Origin of the sequence: Burkholderia savannae, from assembly GCF_001524445.2 — a bacterium.
GTDB lineage: Bacteria > Pseudomonadota > Gammaproteobacteria > Burkholderiales > Burkholderiaceae > Burkholderia > Burkholderia savannae.
In genome coordinates this window covers 79,189-93,042 of sequence record NZ_CP013418.1, presented here as the reverse complement: position 1 = coordinate 93,042, position 13,854 = coordinate 79,189, and the positions used below count along the sequence as shown (strand labels likewise).

13 protein-coding genes are annotated in these 13,854 nt (G+C 65.7%); 5 read left to right on the top strand and 8 right to left on the bottom strand.

What is annotated here, in order from left to right; all coding sequences use genetic code 11:
• Positions 1-3: 3 nt before the first annotated feature.
• The 3 genes from sdhD to WS78_RS21175 form a co-directional block, all read right to left on the bottom strand.
• Entirely contained in the window at positions 4-372 is a 369-nt protein-coding gene (sdhD, locus tag WS78_RS21190) for a succinate dehydrogenase, hydrophobic membrane anchor protein (protein WP_038743509.1), read from the bottom strand.
• Positions 373-376: 4 nt separating this feature from the next.
• Positions 377-793, bottom strand: a complete 417-nt coding sequence (sdhC, locus tag WS78_RS21185) for a succinate dehydrogenase, cytochrome b556 subunit (protein ID WP_059576299.1) — start codon at positions 791-793, stop codon at positions 377-379.
• Between the two features lie 199 nt (positions 794-992).
• Positions 993-1,793: a GntR family transcriptional regulator gene (locus WS78_RS21175; RefSeq protein WP_081989283.1), complete on the bottom strand. Its 801-nt coding sequence runs from the start codon at positions 1,791-1,793 to the stop codon at positions 993-995.
• Positions 1,794-2,091: 298 nt separating this feature from the next.
• On the opposite strand from WS78_RS21175, the gene WS78_RS21170 reads away from it, so the two are divergent.
• The 5 genes from WS78_RS21170 (at position 2,092) to acnA (ending at position 9,248) form a co-directional block, all read left to right on the top strand.
• Positions 2,092-3,075 carry a malate dehydrogenase gene (locus WS78_RS21170; RefSeq protein WP_059576301.1) on the top strand — a complete coding sequence of 328 codons (984 nt, stop codon included), beginning with the start codon at positions 2,092-2,094 and terminating at the stop codon, positions 3,073-3,075.
• 200 nt (positions 3,076-3,275) lie between these two features.
• Positions 3,276-4,295: an HpcH/HpaI aldolase/citrate lyase family protein gene (locus WS78_RS21165; RefSeq protein ID WP_038743500.1), complete on the top strand. Its 1,020-nt coding sequence runs from the start codon at positions 3,276-3,278 to the stop codon at positions 4,293-4,295.
• A 148-nt stretch (positions 4,296-4,443) separates the two neighbouring features.
• Positions 4,444-4,953 (top strand): hypothetical protein, encoded by a 510-nt coding sequence (locus WS78_RS21160; protein ID WP_038743498.1) that lies wholly within the window; start codon positions 4,444-4,446, stop codon positions 4,951-4,953.
• 78 nt (positions 4,954-5,031) lie between these two features.
• Positions 5,032-6,483, top strand: coding sequence for a bifunctional 2-methylcitrate dehydratase/aconitate hydratase (locus WS78_RS21155; RefSeq protein WP_038743496.1), 1,452 nt, complete (start codon positions 5,032-5,034; stop codon positions 6,481-6,483).
• A 47-nt stretch (positions 6,484-6,530) separates the two neighbouring features.
• A complete protein-coding gene (acnA, locus tag WS78_RS21150) occupies positions 6,531-9,248 on the top strand; it encodes an aconitate hydratase AcnA (RefSeq protein WP_038743494.1) in 2,718 nt (905 codons plus the stop codon).
• Positions 9,249-9,484: 236 nt separating this feature from the next.
• Here the strand turns inward: acnA and WS78_RS21145 are convergent, their stop codons facing one another.
• The 5 genes from WS78_RS21145 to WS78_RS21125 all read right to left on the bottom strand — a co-directional run bounded on the left by WS78_RS21145 (position 9,485) and on the right by WS78_RS21125 (position 13,812).
• Positions 9,485-9,946 (bottom strand): hypothetical protein, encoded by a 462-nt coding sequence (locus WS78_RS21145; RefSeq protein ID WP_059576304.1) that lies wholly within the window; start codon positions 9,944-9,946, stop codon positions 9,485-9,487.
• A gap of 30 nt (positions 9,947-9,976) precedes the next feature.
• Positions 9,977-10,477 (bottom strand): inclusion body family protein, encoded by a 501-nt coding sequence (locus tag WS78_RS21140; RefSeq protein WP_038743491.1) that lies wholly within the window; start codon positions 10,475-10,477, stop codon positions 9,977-9,979.
• Between the two features lie 294 nt (positions 10,478-10,771).
• Positions 10,772-11,146, bottom strand: a complete 375-nt coding sequence (locus WS78_RS21135) for a DUF2784 domain-containing protein (protein ID WP_059576491.1) — start codon at positions 11,144-11,146, stop codon at positions 10,772-10,774.
• 489 nt (positions 11,147-11,635) lie between these two features.
• A complete protein-coding gene (locus WS78_RS21130) occupies positions 11,636-12,070 on the bottom strand; it encodes a hypothetical protein (protein ID WP_038743489.1) in 435 nt (144 codons plus the stop codon).
• 122 nt (positions 12,071-12,192) lie between these two features.
• Positions 12,193-13,812, bottom strand: a complete 1,620-nt coding sequence (locus WS78_RS21125; protein ID WP_059576307.1) for a tyrosinase family protein — start codon at positions 13,810-13,812, stop codon at positions 12,193-12,195.
• Positions 13,813-13,854 lie beyond the last annotated feature (42 nt).

Sequence of the window (13,854 nt, the reverse complement as noted above, 5' to 3'; positions counted from 1 at the left end):
TCTTTAAACTCTCCAGAGAATCTGCGCAGCGTAGCCCGCGCACGCGAGCAGCCAGACGATGGTCAGCGATTGCAGCAGCAGGCGCACACCGACGGGCTTGACGTAGTCCATCCAGATGTCGCGCACGCCGACCCACGCGTGATAGAAGAGCGAAAGCAGCGTGACGAAGGTCGCGAGCTTCATCCATTGCGTCGCGAAGATCGACGCCCAGCCCTCATACGAGAAATCGCGCGCGGTGAAGAACCAGACGAGCAGAATGACGGTGTAGATCGCCATCACGCAGGCGGTGACGCGCTGCGCGAGCCAGTCGCGCAGACCATAGTGAGCGCCGACGACGAGGCGCTTCGAGCCGATACGGTTATTCGCTGCCATTTTCTTAGAATGCTCCGAACAGTTTGAGCGCGACGGCGATCGTGAGAATGCTCGACACCGCGAACACGACGACCGACGTCTTCTTGCCGCGTTCCTTCGACACCGCGTCGTGGTTCATGTCCATCAGCAGATGGCGAATCCCGGCGCAGAAGTGGAACAGGAACGCCCACGACAGCGCGAGGACGATCAGCTTGACGATGATGTTGGAGAAGAACGCCTTGAAGACCTCGAAGCTGAGTTCGGACGTCAGGCTCTGGTCGAAGAGGTACAGCAGGAAAGGAAGGAACAGGAACAGCAGAGCGCCGCTGACCCGGTGCAGAATCGAAACCCGAGCCGCGAGCGGCATACGGTACTTGAGCGTGATGTCGCCGAACCCGATGTTCCGGTACTCCGGCCTCGGCTTTCTTACTGTTTCAGACATGCTAGACCCCTACTATGTTGTCACACTAATCCGTGATTTTAGCGCCTTTTTATTTCGCGCTGCAGCGAAAGCTCTGCTCTGGAGCGTTGCATTTCACGGTATAAACGCTTCACGAAACGTGCTACGCGCATGGGGCACGCAATTACCTGTCGTTTCGCCTTACCTTGATTCAGGCTACGCCTTACCCTGAACCCGAATCTCAGCTCAAATCGTTCTGATAGTAGTACCCGGTTGTGACATACCATCCGCGCCGCACTTCGACGGGACGATCGCCATACGTGTACGACACGCGCTCGACCGACAAGAGCGGGAAGCCGGGCGGCACGCCGAGCAGATCCGCGACGGCGGGCTCGGCCGCGATCGCGCGGATCTTCTCGCTCGCGCGGATCATCCGGGTGCCGAACTCGCTCTCAAACATCGCGTAGAGCGGCCCCTTGTAATCGCTCAGGCGCTCGAACGTGAGCCCGCGGAACATCGCGCCCGGCAGCCAGATCTCGTCGAGCACCGTGTCGACGCCGTCGAACTCGAGCACGCGCCGCACCTGGACGACGGGGTCGGCCGGCTTCAGGTCGAGCTGGCGCGCGATCTCGGCGGGCGCGCGCATCCGCCGGCATTCGAGCAGGCGGCTCACGTGCGGATGCTCGGCGCCGTCGTCGGCAAGCAGGCGCAGAAACCGGAATTGCGCGCGTTCCTCGCTGTGGGTCGCGACGAACGTGCCCTTGCCCTGGCGGCGCACGAGCAGGTTGTCGGCCGCGAGCTCGTCGATCGCCTTGCGCACGGTGCCCTGGCTTACCTTGTAGCGGCCGGCGAGCTCCACTTCGCTCGGGATGATCTCGCCGGGCTTCCACTCGCCCGCCTCGAGGCTCTGCGTGATGAGCGCCTTGATCTGCTGATAGAGCGGGCTGAAAGTCGGCGAAGGCGCGGCCGCGGCCTCGCCGCCGGGCTGCGTGGAGCCGGCCTGGCCGTTCGGATTGGGTGCGCTCGCCTGATTGGAAGTCATGGCGCGCATTTCATCACGAATCGCGCTTTTCCGTCTAGAATTTTCCCTGCAAAACATCTGTCTTATATAAGACATAAGATACTGTTTGACTTTACCCGTGCCGGCTCCTAAACTCCGGGGCGAGCAAGGGTTCGCGGGGCTGCGGCGCGTCCCGGGCCACGTGCCTCTGCCTATCTTCAGGCGTCGTCGCGCATGCATGCCGCGAGTCCTCCGCCCTGCTTTAAAGCAACGCTTCGCGTAACGCGCATAAAATGGCGTTTTCCCTAGCGTCCCACGCTCAATGTCCTGGAGATTTTCAATGGCTAAGCCCGCAAAGCGCGTTGCCGTCACCGGCGCCGCAGGTCAAATCGCTTACTCGCTGCTGTTCCGCATCGCGAACGGCGACCTGCTCGGCAAGGATCAGCCGGTCATCCTGCAACTGCTCGACCTCCCGCAAGCTCAAGCCGCCGTCAAAGGCGTCGTGATGGAACTCGACGACTGCGCGTTCCCGCTGCTCGCGGGCGTCGTGATCACGGACGACCCGAAGGTCGCGTTCAAGGACGCCGACGTCGCGCTGCTGGTCGGCGCCCGTCCGCGCTCGAAGGGCATGGAGCGCAAGGATCTGCTGTCGGCGAACGCCGAGATCTTCACGGTCCAGGGCGCGGCGCTGAACGCGGTCGCGAGCCGCGACGTGAAGGTGCTCGTCGTCGGCAACCCGGCGAACACCAACGCGTACATCGCGATGAAGTCGGCGCCGGATCTGCCGAAGAAGAACTTCACCGCGATGCTGCGCCTCGACCACAACCGCGCGCTGTCGCAGCTCGCCGCGAAGTCGGGCAAGCCGGTCGCGTCGATCGAGAAGCTCGCCGTGTGGGGCAACCACTCGCCGACGATGTACCCCGACTTCCGCTTCGCGACCGCCGAAGGCGAATCGCTGCTGACGCTGATCAACGACGACGTCTGGAACCGCGACACGTTCATCCCGACCGTCGGCAAGCGCGGCGCGGCGATCATCGAGGCGCGCGGCCTGTCGTCGGCGGCGTCGGCGGCGAACGCGGCGATCGACCACGTGCGCGACTGGGTGCTCGGCACGAACGGCAAGTGGGTCACGATGGGCATTCCGTCGGACGGCTCGTACGGCATCCCCGAGGACATCATCTACGGCGTGCCCGTCACCTGTGAAAACGGCGAGTACAAGCGTATCGAAGGCCTCGAGATCGACGCGTTCTCGCGCGAGAAGATGGACGGCACGCTCGCCGAGCTGCTCGAAGAGCGCGACGGCGTCGCCCACCTGCTGAAGTAAAGCGCTTCGTCCGGGCCCGCCGCGCCGCGGCGGCCCGGACGGCCGGCGAGCCGGGCGTCGCGCCCGGCCGCGCCGGCCACCCGAATCGATCCGATTCGCACGGGCTTTACGCCCGGCGCCGCACGCCGGCCGCCGTCGCAGAGCCCGCACGAATCCGATTTTCACGCTGGCCCCGATCCTGACCTGACGCAGAAGAACCGATGTCCGCGCTCACTCCCGCAGAAGTGCTGTACGAAGGCGTTGCGCCGCCCGCGATCCCGCCATGCTGCGACCATTACGCGGGCAGCGAAAAGCTGATGCTGAAATCGCTCGCGCTGCAGGCGGAGCTCGGCCCCGTCTTCGACATCACGCTCGACTGCGAGGACGGCGCGGCCGTCGGCCGCGAGGCCGAGCACGCGGCGCTCGTCGCGGCGCTCGTCGGCGGCGATGCGAACCGCTTCGGGCGCGTCGGCGCCCGGATTCACGACATTTCCCATGCCCACTGGCGCGACGACGTCCGCATCATCCTGCGCGCGGCGCGCCCGCCCGCCTACCTGACGCTGCCGAAGGTCGGCGGCGCGGCCGACGCGGCCGAGATGTGCGCGTTCATCGAGGCTTCGCGCGTCGAGCTCGGCATCGCGCAGCCGATCCCCGTCGACGTGCTGATCGAGACGCACGGCGCGCTCGCCGACGCCGCGCGGATCGCCGCGCTGCCGGGCGTCGCGACGCTGAGCTTCGGCCTGATGGACTTCGTGTCCGCGCATCACGGCGCGATCCCGGACGACGCGATGCGCGCGCCCGGCCAGTTCGACCATCCGCTCGTGCGCCGCGCGAAGCTCGAGATCGCGGCCGCGTGCCATGCGCACGGCAAGACGCCGTCGCACAACGTGACGACCGAGGTGCGCGAGATGCGCGTCGTCGCGAGCGACGCGCGCCGCGCGCGCGAGGAATTCGGCTATACGCGGATGTGGAGCATCCATCCCGCGCAGATCCGCGAGATCGTCGCGGCGTTCGCGCCGCGCGCGGGCGAAATTGCGCGCGCGACCGAGATCCTGCTCGCCGCGCAGGCCGCCGACTGGGGGCCGACGCGCCACGGCGACGCGCTGCACGACCGCGCGAGCTACCGGTACTACTGGTCGGTGCTGCGCCGCGCGCGCGCGGCCGGCCAGCCGCTGCCGGCCGCATCGGCGCCGCTCTTTCGCGGCGAAGACGAACGCACGACGGGGCAACACGAACGATGAACGGTGCACGGGGCGCAAAAACTGAATTCGACGGGCCAAATAGGTGAAAATAGCGGCCGCTGCGCGCTTCCGGGGCGCGTGCAGTTCAACCCGGTGGACGAGCTGTGCGTCCGCCCTTTCAACCGATTAAACGTAAGGTTCTGACTCCATGAAGAAACTGCTGATCGCCACCGTCATTGGCGCTCTGTCCGCTACGATGCTCGCCGCGGCGCCGAGCGCGTTCGCTCAGGATTCGTCCACCACCGCGAAGAAGGCCACGCCGAAGCGCCCCGCGCCGAAGCGTCACCTGATCCCGCGCAGCAAGAAGGCGCAGGCGCGCGCCGCCGCGAAGACCGATCCGATGCCGGAAGGCGCGGTCAAATGGTCGTGCAAGGACGGCCTTTCGTACGACCTGGCCGGAGACATGAAGCGCGACCAGATCGTCACGGTCCACTGGGCCAACAAGAATTACAAGCTGCCGCGCCAGCAGACGACGACGGGCGCGGACGTGTTCTACGACCCGGCAAGCGGCATGAAGCTCGTCGTGATCCCGACGAAGGGCATGCTCTTCAGCGACAAGGACGACAGCCGCCTCGCCGACGAGTGCCAGACGCCCGAAATGGCGGCCGGCAACGCCGTCGCGCCGACCCAGTCGAACGAGCTGAAGCCGGCGAACTGAGGTCGATCCCGACAGCAACCATCTTGCATGGGACCAGAGTCGGCGCCGAAGCGCCAACACTGGTCGACAGGAGCTTCGATGTCCGCCCCGATCCCGAACGTCCGGCCAGAGCCGGATTCAGTGCTAGTCGATATCGCCGACTACGTGCTGAACCATCGCATCGACAGTGCGCTCGCGCTCGAAACCGCGCGCCACTGCCTGATCGATACGCTCGGGTGCGGGCTCGAAGCGCTGTCGTATCCCGCCTGCACCAAGCTGCTGGGGCCGATCGTGCCGGGCACGATCGTGCCGCACGGCGCGAAGGTGCCCGGCACGCCATTCCAGCTCGATCCGGTGCAGGCCGCGTTCAACATCGGCGCGGCGATCCGCTGGCTCGACTTCAACGACACCTGGCTCGCGGCCGAATGGGGCCACCCGTCCGACAACCTCGGCGGCATCCTCGCGACGGCCGACTGGCTGTCGCGCACCGCGATCGCGGCCGGCAAGCGTCCGCTCGCGATGAAGGACGTGCTCGTCGCGATGATCCACGCGCACGAGATCCAGGGCTGCCTCGCGCTCGAGAATTCGTTCAACCAGGTCGGCCTCGACCACGTGCTGCTCGTGAAGGTCGCGTCGACCGCGGCCGTCGGCCGCCTGCTCGGCCTCACGCGCGACGAGCTGATCAACGCGCTGTCGCTCGCGTTCGTCGACGGCCAGGCGCTGCGCACTTACCGCCACGCGCCGAACACCGGCTCGCGCAAGTCGTGGGCGGCGGGCGACGCGACCTCGCGCGCGGTGCGCCTCGCGCTGATCGCGAAGACGGGCGAGATGGGCTATCCGTCCGCGCTCACCGCGAAGACCTGGGGCTTTTACGACGTGTCGTTCGGCGGCAGGCCGTTCCGCTTCCAGCGCCCGTACGGCACGTACGTGATGGAAAACGTGCTGTTCAAGATTTCGTATCCGGCCGAATTCCACGCGCAGACGGCCGTCGAGGCCGCGATGGCGCTGCACGCGCAGCTCGCGGCCGCCGGCCGCTCGACGGACGAGATCCGCCGCATCACGGTGCGCACGCACGCGGCGGCGATCCGCATCATCGACAAGCAAGGACCGCTCGCGAACCCGGCCGATCGCGATCACTGCATCCAGTACATGATCGCCGTGCCGCTGCTGTTCGGCCGCCTCACGGCCGCCGACTACGAGGACGCGGTCGCGGCCGATCCGCGGATCGACGCGTTGCGCGCGAAGATCACGTGCGTCGAGGACCCGCAGTTCACGAAGGATTACCACGATCCGACGAGGCGCTCGATCGCGAACGCGCTCGCGGTCGAGTTCGACGACGGATCGACGCTCGCCGAAGTGGCGGTCGACTATCCGATCGGCCACATGCGGCGGCGCGCCGACGGGATTCCGCTCCTCATCGACAAGTTCAGGGCGAATCTCGCGCGCCGGTTCCCGGCGAAGCAGCAACAAGCGATTCTCGACGTGTCGCTGGACCAGGCAAAGCTCGAAGCGATGCCGGTCGATGAGTACGTCGATCTGTATGTGATCTAGCCGTCAAATACAGAGTTCTTTCCTAGCCTTAAACCCAGGAAATCACCATGGCCCACAATCTCCACAAAACACTCAAGGAATTCGACAGCGGTTCCGGCAAAGGCAAGTTCTACTCGCTGCCGAAGCTCGGCAAGGAACTGAAGACGAAGATCGAGCGCCTGCCGGTCTCGATCCGCATCGTGCTCGAATCCGTGCTGCGCAACTACGACGGCAAGAAGATCACGGAAGAGCACATCGAGCAGCTCGCCAACTGGAAGCCGAACGCGAAGCGCGTCGACGAAATTCCGTTCGTCGTGTCGCGCGTCGTGCTACAGGACTTCACGGGCGTGCCGCTGCTCGCCGACATCGCGGCCATGCGCGGCGTCGCGAAGCGCGCGGGCAAGAATCCGAAGAAGATCGAGCCGCTCGTGCCGGTGGATCTCGTCGTCGACCACTCGGTGCAGATCGACTACTTCCGCCAGAAGGACGCGCTCGACCTGAACATGAAACTGGAATTCCAGCGCAACAACGAGCGCTACCAGTTCATGAAGTGGGGCATGCAGGCGTTCGACACGTTCAAGGTCGTGCCGCCGGGCGTCGGCATCGTTCACCAGGTGAACCTCGAGTACCTCGCGCGCGGCGTCCACAAGAAGAAGGACGACGGCGACGCCGTCTACTACCCCGACACGCTCGTCGGCACCGACAGTCACACGACGATGATCAACGGCATCGGCGTGGTCGGCTGGGGCGTGGGCGGCATCGAGGCGGAAGCCGGCATGCTCGGCCAGCCGGTGTACTTCCTCACGCCCGACGTCGTCGGCGTCGAGCTGAAGGGCAAGCTGCGCGAAGGCGTGACGGCCACCGACCTCGTGCTCACGATCACTGAAATGCTCCGCAAGGAGAAGGTCGTCGGCAAGTTCGTCGAATTCTTCGGCGAAGGCACGAAGACGCTCGCGCTGCCGGACCGCGCGACGATCGCGAACATGGCGCCGGAATACGGCGCGACGATGGGCTTCTTCCCGGTCGACGAGAAGACGATCGACTACTTCAAGGGCACGGGCCGCACGAAGGCGGAAATCGCCGCGTTCGAGAACTACTTCAAGGCGCAGGACCTGTTCGGCATTCCGAAGGCGGGCGAGATCGACTACACGAAGACGCTGACGCTGGATCTGGCGAGCGTCGCGCCGTCGCTGGCGGGCCCGAAGCGTCCGCAGGACCGCATCGAGATCGGCAACGTCAAGTCGACGTTCACCGATCTGTTCTCGAAGCCCGTCGCGGAAAACGGCTTCGCGAAGAAGGCGGACGACCTCGCCGCCGAGTACAAGACGAGCAACGGCGTCGCCGTGAAGAACGGCGACGTGCTGATCGCCGCGATCACGTCGTGCACCAACACGTCGAACCCGAGCGTGCTGCTCGCCGCCGGCCTGCTCGCGAAGAAGGCCGTCGAAGCGGGCCTCACCGTCGCGCCGCACATCAAGACGTCGCTCGCGCCGGGATCGCGCATCGTCACCGAATACCTGACGAAGACGGGCCTGCTGCCCTACCTCGCGAAGCTCGGCTTCGAAGTCGCCGCGTACGGCTGCACGACCTGTATCGGCAACGCGGGCGACCTGACGCCCGAGCTGAACGAAGCGATCACGAAGAACGACGTCGTCGCGGCGGCCGTGCTGTCGGGCAACCGCAACTTCGAAGCGCGCATCCACCCGAACATCCGCGCGAACTTCCTCGCGTCGCCGCCGCTCGTCGTCGCGTACGCGATCGCCGGCAACATCACGAAGGATCTGATGACCGAGCCGGTCGGCCAGGGCAAGGGCGGCCGCGACATCTACCTCGGCGACATCTGGCCGACGAGCGAGGAAGTCCACGCGCTGCTCAAGTACGCGCTCGATCCGAAGAAGTTCGAGGAGAACTACGCGCAGCTCACGAAGAAGGGCGACCTCTGGAGCAAGATCGAGGGCGAATCGGGCCAGGTCTACGACTGGCCGAAGTCGACGTACATCGCGGAGCCGCCGTTCTTCGGCACGGAATTCTCGATGGAGCCGGCCGACGAGATCGTCACGGTCAAGGGCGCGCGCGCGCTCGGCATCTTCGGCGATTCCGTCACGACCGACCACATCAGCCCGGCAGGCTCGATCAAGGAAGATTCGCCGGCTGGCAAGTGGCTGAAGGAGAACGGCGTGCAGAAGGCCGACTTCAACAGCTACGGCTCGCGCCGCGGCAACCATGACGTGATGATGCGCGGCACGTTCGCGAACGTCCGGATCAAGAACCTGATGATCCCGGCGAAGGCCGACGGCTCGCGCGTCGAGGGCGGCCTGACGATCCACCAGCCGAGCGGCGAACAGCTGTCGATCTACGACGCGGCGATGAAGTACGTCGCCGCCGACACGCCGACCGTCGTGTTCGCGGGCGAGGAATACGGCACGGGCTCGTCGCGCGACTGGGCCGCGAAGGGCACGCAGTTGCTCGGCGTGAAGGCCGTGATCGCACGCAGCTTCGAGCGTATCCACCGTTCGAACCTCGTCGGCATGGGCGTGCTGCCGCTGCAGTTCAAGGGCTCGGACAGCATCCAGTCGCTCGGCATCACCGGCGACGAAACGTACGACATCGAAGGGCTCGGCGACGACTTCAAGCCGCAACAGGACGTCACGCTCGTGATCCATCGCAAGAACGGCGAAACGAAGCGCGTGCCGGTGCTGCTGCGCATCGATACGCCGATCGAAGTCGACTACTACAAGCACGGCGGCATCCTGCCGTTCGTGCTGCGCTCGCTGCTCGCAGCGTAAGCATCCTGTTTTTGCAGGGGCCGCGCAACGCAGCAATGCGTGCGCGGTCGATTTGAAGCCCGGCCTGGCCGGGCTTTTTTTTCAAGCGCCGCCGCGCATGCTTCGAGCGGCCGGCACATGGCCTCGCAGCGCATAGGCATCGACATCGGCATCCGCGTCGACACCTCCGGCGCACGCTCGCCGGCACCCGCGAGCGTCGCGAACGCCCCGCGCGCCACGATCCGTTTGCGCGCCGACTACGACGACTCGTCGCCGCGCGCCTCGATCCGGACCCGCCACGTAAAGTGCGCCAGCGACGTGCATGCGCGATCGGCGATCATGAAATCCACGTCGCAATCGGTCGAGCCGACAGCCACGATCGGCACGCGCCAGACATGCTCGATGACGTCCCGCGTTTCCGGATGCTCCGGATCACCCGGATTCGGCACGACGATCGTCGCGTCGCGCGTCAGCAGCTCGATCGGGCCGACGACGCCCGCATCGTCGGGCGTCATTCGATAGAACAGCACGCGCTTCTCGCCCAGATACGACAGCGCGCCCTCGCGCAGATGAAGCGCGTCGCCGGGCATGAGCGGCGCGACAATCCGCCCGTCGTCGCGGCCGAGCGCCGGCTCGGCGCCGCCGCGAATCACGTAGAGATATTTGCTGTCATGCGCGATCGCACCACGCAGCGCGACGGCGACGGCGACGGCGACCACCGGCGGAATCGGATTCCCGCCCTCGCGACGTCAGTACTTGATCGTGATGGACGGGTCCCACTGATGGCAACCGCAAATCTGGCACCGGCGGTCGAGAATCATGAACTGGAAGTGATACGTCACGCTCCCGCGCTTCAGCACTTCGGACGACCAGAAGTAGTTCCGCACCGTCTGGCATTTCGGTTTCGTCGGGTCCGACGTGTTCGGCACCGGCAGCGACGTCTCCGCCATGCGCGGCGTCGGCGTCGTGATCAGATCGCTGCCCTGGTCGGCGACGAACTTGTAGAAGATCACCGGCTTTTCGAAGCCGAGCGAGATGCTCTGCTCGCGCCACCGGATCAGGTCGCCGACCTCCGCCTTCAGATTCAGCTCGCCGCCGGCCTGCCCCGAGATCGCGTTATCGTTGTTGGTGATCATGTAGATGTACTTCGGATCGCTTAGCAACGGATTCGCCGAATTCATCGCATTCGGATGATTCTGCAGGATGGTTTCCGGATCGACTGCGACGAGCACATCGGTCACACGTGACATGGCGCCTCCAAGTAGTCATGGGTAGCCAGTCAACGCGAACATGCGTGTCGACGATCGAATCGCATCCTACGTATGACGAAACATTCGCATGCCGCATCCATCGAGGTACGAACCGCCGGCGGCTGCGTCCAACTACGAAAGCTCACAGGCGCGTTTTGCCGATATTCGGCATCGGCGCCGCTCGCTCAACGAAGACGAGCATCGATGCCGTCGACGATCCGGTCTGCGATCTGTTCTGCGATCGCCGGTCGGCCGCGCATGCAACGGGTCGAACGGGTGCTGCCGTTGCGGCAACTATCGGTTCCTGCGCGCGGGAATCCGGCGCCACGCGAGCCACACGATCAGCGCGAACAGCACGTATGCGACGGTGAACACCCACGCCGGCAAGTCGTAGTACAGCAGCCGTCCGACCCAGCGCTGCACGAAGCCCTGCGCGCTCGGCGCGCCGGCGCGGAGCTGATCTTCGAGCACGGTCAGCGGGCAATCGACGCCGAGCGCCGCCAGCGCGGCGACCACGCCGATCGCGAGCAGATGCACGAGCCGGAACGTCCGGTCGCGCACCCATCGCCAGCCGAGCGCGGCGCCCGCCCAGATCGCGACGAGCCCGCCGACGATGAACAGCACGATCAGCGCATGCACGACGAGTACGGTATCGGCGAGCCAGGTCATCGCGTCCTTTGCCGCGGCGGCGGGCGTTTCGCGCAGGCGGGCGCCGCGCATCGAGGCGCCGCCCCGCCTCGGTCATTCGTTCCAACGACGTCGGCGCGTGGCCGAGGCGGCGGCAACCGGCCACGTCGATTCCCCATCCGATGACGGCGGGAAGACGAACCGGATCGTTCAATACGCGCGCCGCGGCAAGAGAGGAGCCGCCGTGTCGCGCCGTGCCGCGCACGGGCGTCGTGGCATCCGCCTAAGAAGCATACGCCGATGCCCGAGCGCATCGACGCAGCGATCGACGGCCGGCTTCGACGATCCGCAGGGACTCTGCGACGGCATCGCGCCCGCGCACGTTTGCGCCGCGCACGGGCGGGAGAAAGTGATGAGCGTTGAACGGCCCCGCGACGCGCCGACATGCCGACATGCCGACGCGTGCGAGGCCGGCGCCTGGCCCGGCCGAGCCCGCCGCCGTTGACAGGCGAGAATCGGTCGATTCGGCCGTCAGCTCGCCGGCTTGTCGAGCACCGCGTACCACGAGCACACGACGCCCGCGGGCGCGACGCCGCCCGCTCCATTCGAATGCGGCGCGGTGCGCACGATCGAGCCGGCGAGCGCGGGCCGCTGCTTGACGCCGTTCGGCCAAGCCGGGCTCAGGTAGCCGACATAGTCGTAGATCCACTCCTCGCCGCCCACTTTGCCGCGCCCCTGGAACCTCACGGTATTGGGCGCGCCGTAGTCGATGTAGCCGCTCAGCGTCAGCTCCCAGCCGTCGCCGTAGATGCGCCCCTTGAAGACGCCCATCGGCGCCTTGTCGATCTGGATGTTCGCGCGGCCGAACTCCAGCTTGTCGAAATCCGTCGACAAGTCGGGATTGTTGATCAAGCTGCGGTACGTCCAGATGCCCGCCAGGCTGCCGATTTCCGGGTCGTAGCTCATGTTCGCCCTCCTTGGTCGCGCCCGGCTCGGCTGTTGGGCCGAGCCCGGGTGCATACGTAAAAGAATCGCCGGCGAAGATGCGAGCGGCATCGCCGCCGTCGTTCGGCCGCACTCGGCCGCCTTCAGTCGCTCACCTCGAACCGCGGCTGCAACGAGGACACCGTATCGATGGCCGCCTTCGCCGCACTCGGCACGCCGCCGCCGCGATGGATGATTTCCACCCGGAACACCGCTTTCGGCACGTCGTCGGCCGGAATCATGCTCAGCTGGAAGTGCGCGACGACGTCCAGATGCGTCAGGCAGTTCGCGCAATGCACGACGTTCCAGCGGCTCAGGATCGCCTGGTGGCCGACGTAATACTCGCGCGTCTTGCCGTTCGGATCGGCCACCGTCGCGTACACCTTCATCACGAAAGAACCCTGGAATTGCGCACGATCGATGCCCGTCACCGTCAGCTTCTTCGTGCTGTTTCCACTCGGCGCGGCCAGCATCGTCTGCTTCAGCTCGGACGTGACGTCGTCGAGCGAGCCCGGGCCGTACGTGAATCCGAGCTGGTGCTCGATGTTGACGCAGTCCTCGGACGTGTAGATTCCGCCGTCGGGCTTCTTGAACGGATTGAGCGGCGTCTGGAGGTTGAGCGACTCGCCGGGGGCGAAGCCAGGCGTCGGGCCCTGCGAATCGCTCGCGTTCGTGCCCGGGTAGTTGCGGATGATGTCGAGATGGTCGGTATGGCCCGTCTGCTTCTGCCAGACCCAGAACATGCGATCGACATTGCAGTGATGGAAGAAGAAGATCGGGTCCATGCCGGCCGTGTTGTTCTCTCCCATGTCGCCGTTCGCGCCGGCGATCTGCCCGACTTCGTCGCCGGGCCCGCCGCCGAAATCGAAGCCGCCGACGGCCAGATGGATGTCGTTGTGCGGCGATTCGACGGGCGTGACGAGGCCCGGGTTCGAGCTGTTCCACACGGACGCCGAAGTCGTGTTGGAAAACACCGTGTAATTCGGCGCGGACAGGCAGCGGATGTATTCTGCATAGACGCCGTCGCGAGTCGGATTGGGATCGTCCGGCGTCGGCGAGTTGCCCTTCAGCCACGCCTTCACGTTGCTGTTGAGCAGTTCGGCGTTCTGCTCCGGCGACGGGAATTTCGCGTTGTGGATCTTCGTCTGCTCGAGCGCCTCCGGCGTTCCGACGAGGCCGGACAGCGGATAGCGCACCGTGACGTACCCCTTCGGCTTCTCGTAGATGTTGCCGTCGCCCGGCAGGCGATCCGACAGCGCTTCGGGCAACACGAACGAGCGCAGCGGATTGTCGATCTTCTTGCCGTCCAGCTCGAACGTCTCCTGGGTCAGGATCGACGGGATGCCGTGCTCGAGCGTGTACTTGTCCGTTTCGTCCCAGAACGGCATCGACACGCCCGGCACGATGCTCTGCAGCGCTTCCTCGAGCTTGTAGACGTACACCCGGTGCCAGGTCGGGAACAGCACGTTGCCGTGGTTGCAATAGCCGCCCCAGTACGGATAGATGTCCTCGGGCGGCAGATCGTCGACCGGCTTCCGATACTGGAACGGCTGGCCGTGATAGCCGCCGAGCGAGAAGAACGATTTCAAATCCGACGCCGGCAACGCCTGGATGCCGGCCCACGCGCGCACGAGATCCTCGAGCGGCTTCTTCTCGCCCTTGTCGTACAGCTTCTGAAGATCGCGCACCGACCGGCGCACTCTCAATCCATTCACGTTGGACATGTCCACTCCTTCTGTCGTGTAGCGTTGCGGGCCCTCGGCGTG

What these genes read in the sequence shown, in the direction of transcription:
- sdhD (WP_038743509.1), bottom strand. Translation starts at nt 372, where the DNA reads ATGGCAGCGAATAACCGTATCGGCTCGAAGCGCCTCGTCGTCGGCGCT.
- sdhC (WP_059576299.1), bottom strand. Translation starts at nt 793, where the DNA reads ATGTCTGAAACAGTAAGAAAGCCGAGGCCGGAGTACCGGAACATCGGG.
- WS78_RS21175 (WP_081989283.1), bottom strand. Translation starts at nt 1,793, where the DNA reads ATGACTTCCAATCAGGCGAGCGCACCCAATCCGAACGGCCAGGCCGGC.
- WS78_RS21170 (WP_059576301.1), top strand. Translation starts at nt 2,092, where the DNA reads ATGGCTAAGCCCGCAAAGCGCGTTGCCGTCACCGGCGCCGCAGGTCAA.
- WS78_RS21165 (WP_038743500.1), top strand. Translation starts at nt 3,276, where the DNA reads ATGTCCGCGCTCACTCCCGCAGAAGTGCTGTACGAAGGCGTTGCGCCG.
- WS78_RS21160 (WP_038743498.1), top strand. Translation starts at nt 4,444, where the DNA reads ATGAAGAAACTGCTGATCGCCACCGTCATTGGCGCTCTGTCCGCTACG.
- WS78_RS21155 (WP_038743496.1), top strand. Translation starts at nt 5,032, where the DNA reads ATGTCCGCCCCGATCCCGAACGTCCGGCCAGAGCCGGATTCAGTGCTA.
- acnA (WP_038743494.1), top strand. Translation starts at nt 6,531, where the DNA reads ATGGCCCACAATCTCCACAAAACACTCAAGGAATTCGACAGCGGTTCC.
- WS78_RS21140 (WP_038743491.1), bottom strand. Translation starts at nt 10,477, where the DNA reads ATGTCACGTGTGACCGATGTGCTCGTCGCAGTCGATCCGGAAACCATC.
- WS78_RS21135 (WP_059576491.1), bottom strand. Translation starts at nt 11,146, where the DNA reads ATGACCTGGCTCGCCGATACCGTACTCGTCGTGCATGCGCTGATCGTG.
- WS78_RS21130 (WP_038743489.1), bottom strand. Translation starts at nt 12,070, where the DNA reads ATGAGCTACGACCCGGAAATCGGCAGCCTGGCGGGCATCTGGACGTAC.
- WS78_RS21125 (WP_059576307.1), bottom strand. Translation starts at nt 13,812, where the DNA reads ATGTCCAACGTGAATGGATTGAGAGTGCGCCGGTCGGTGCGCGATCTT.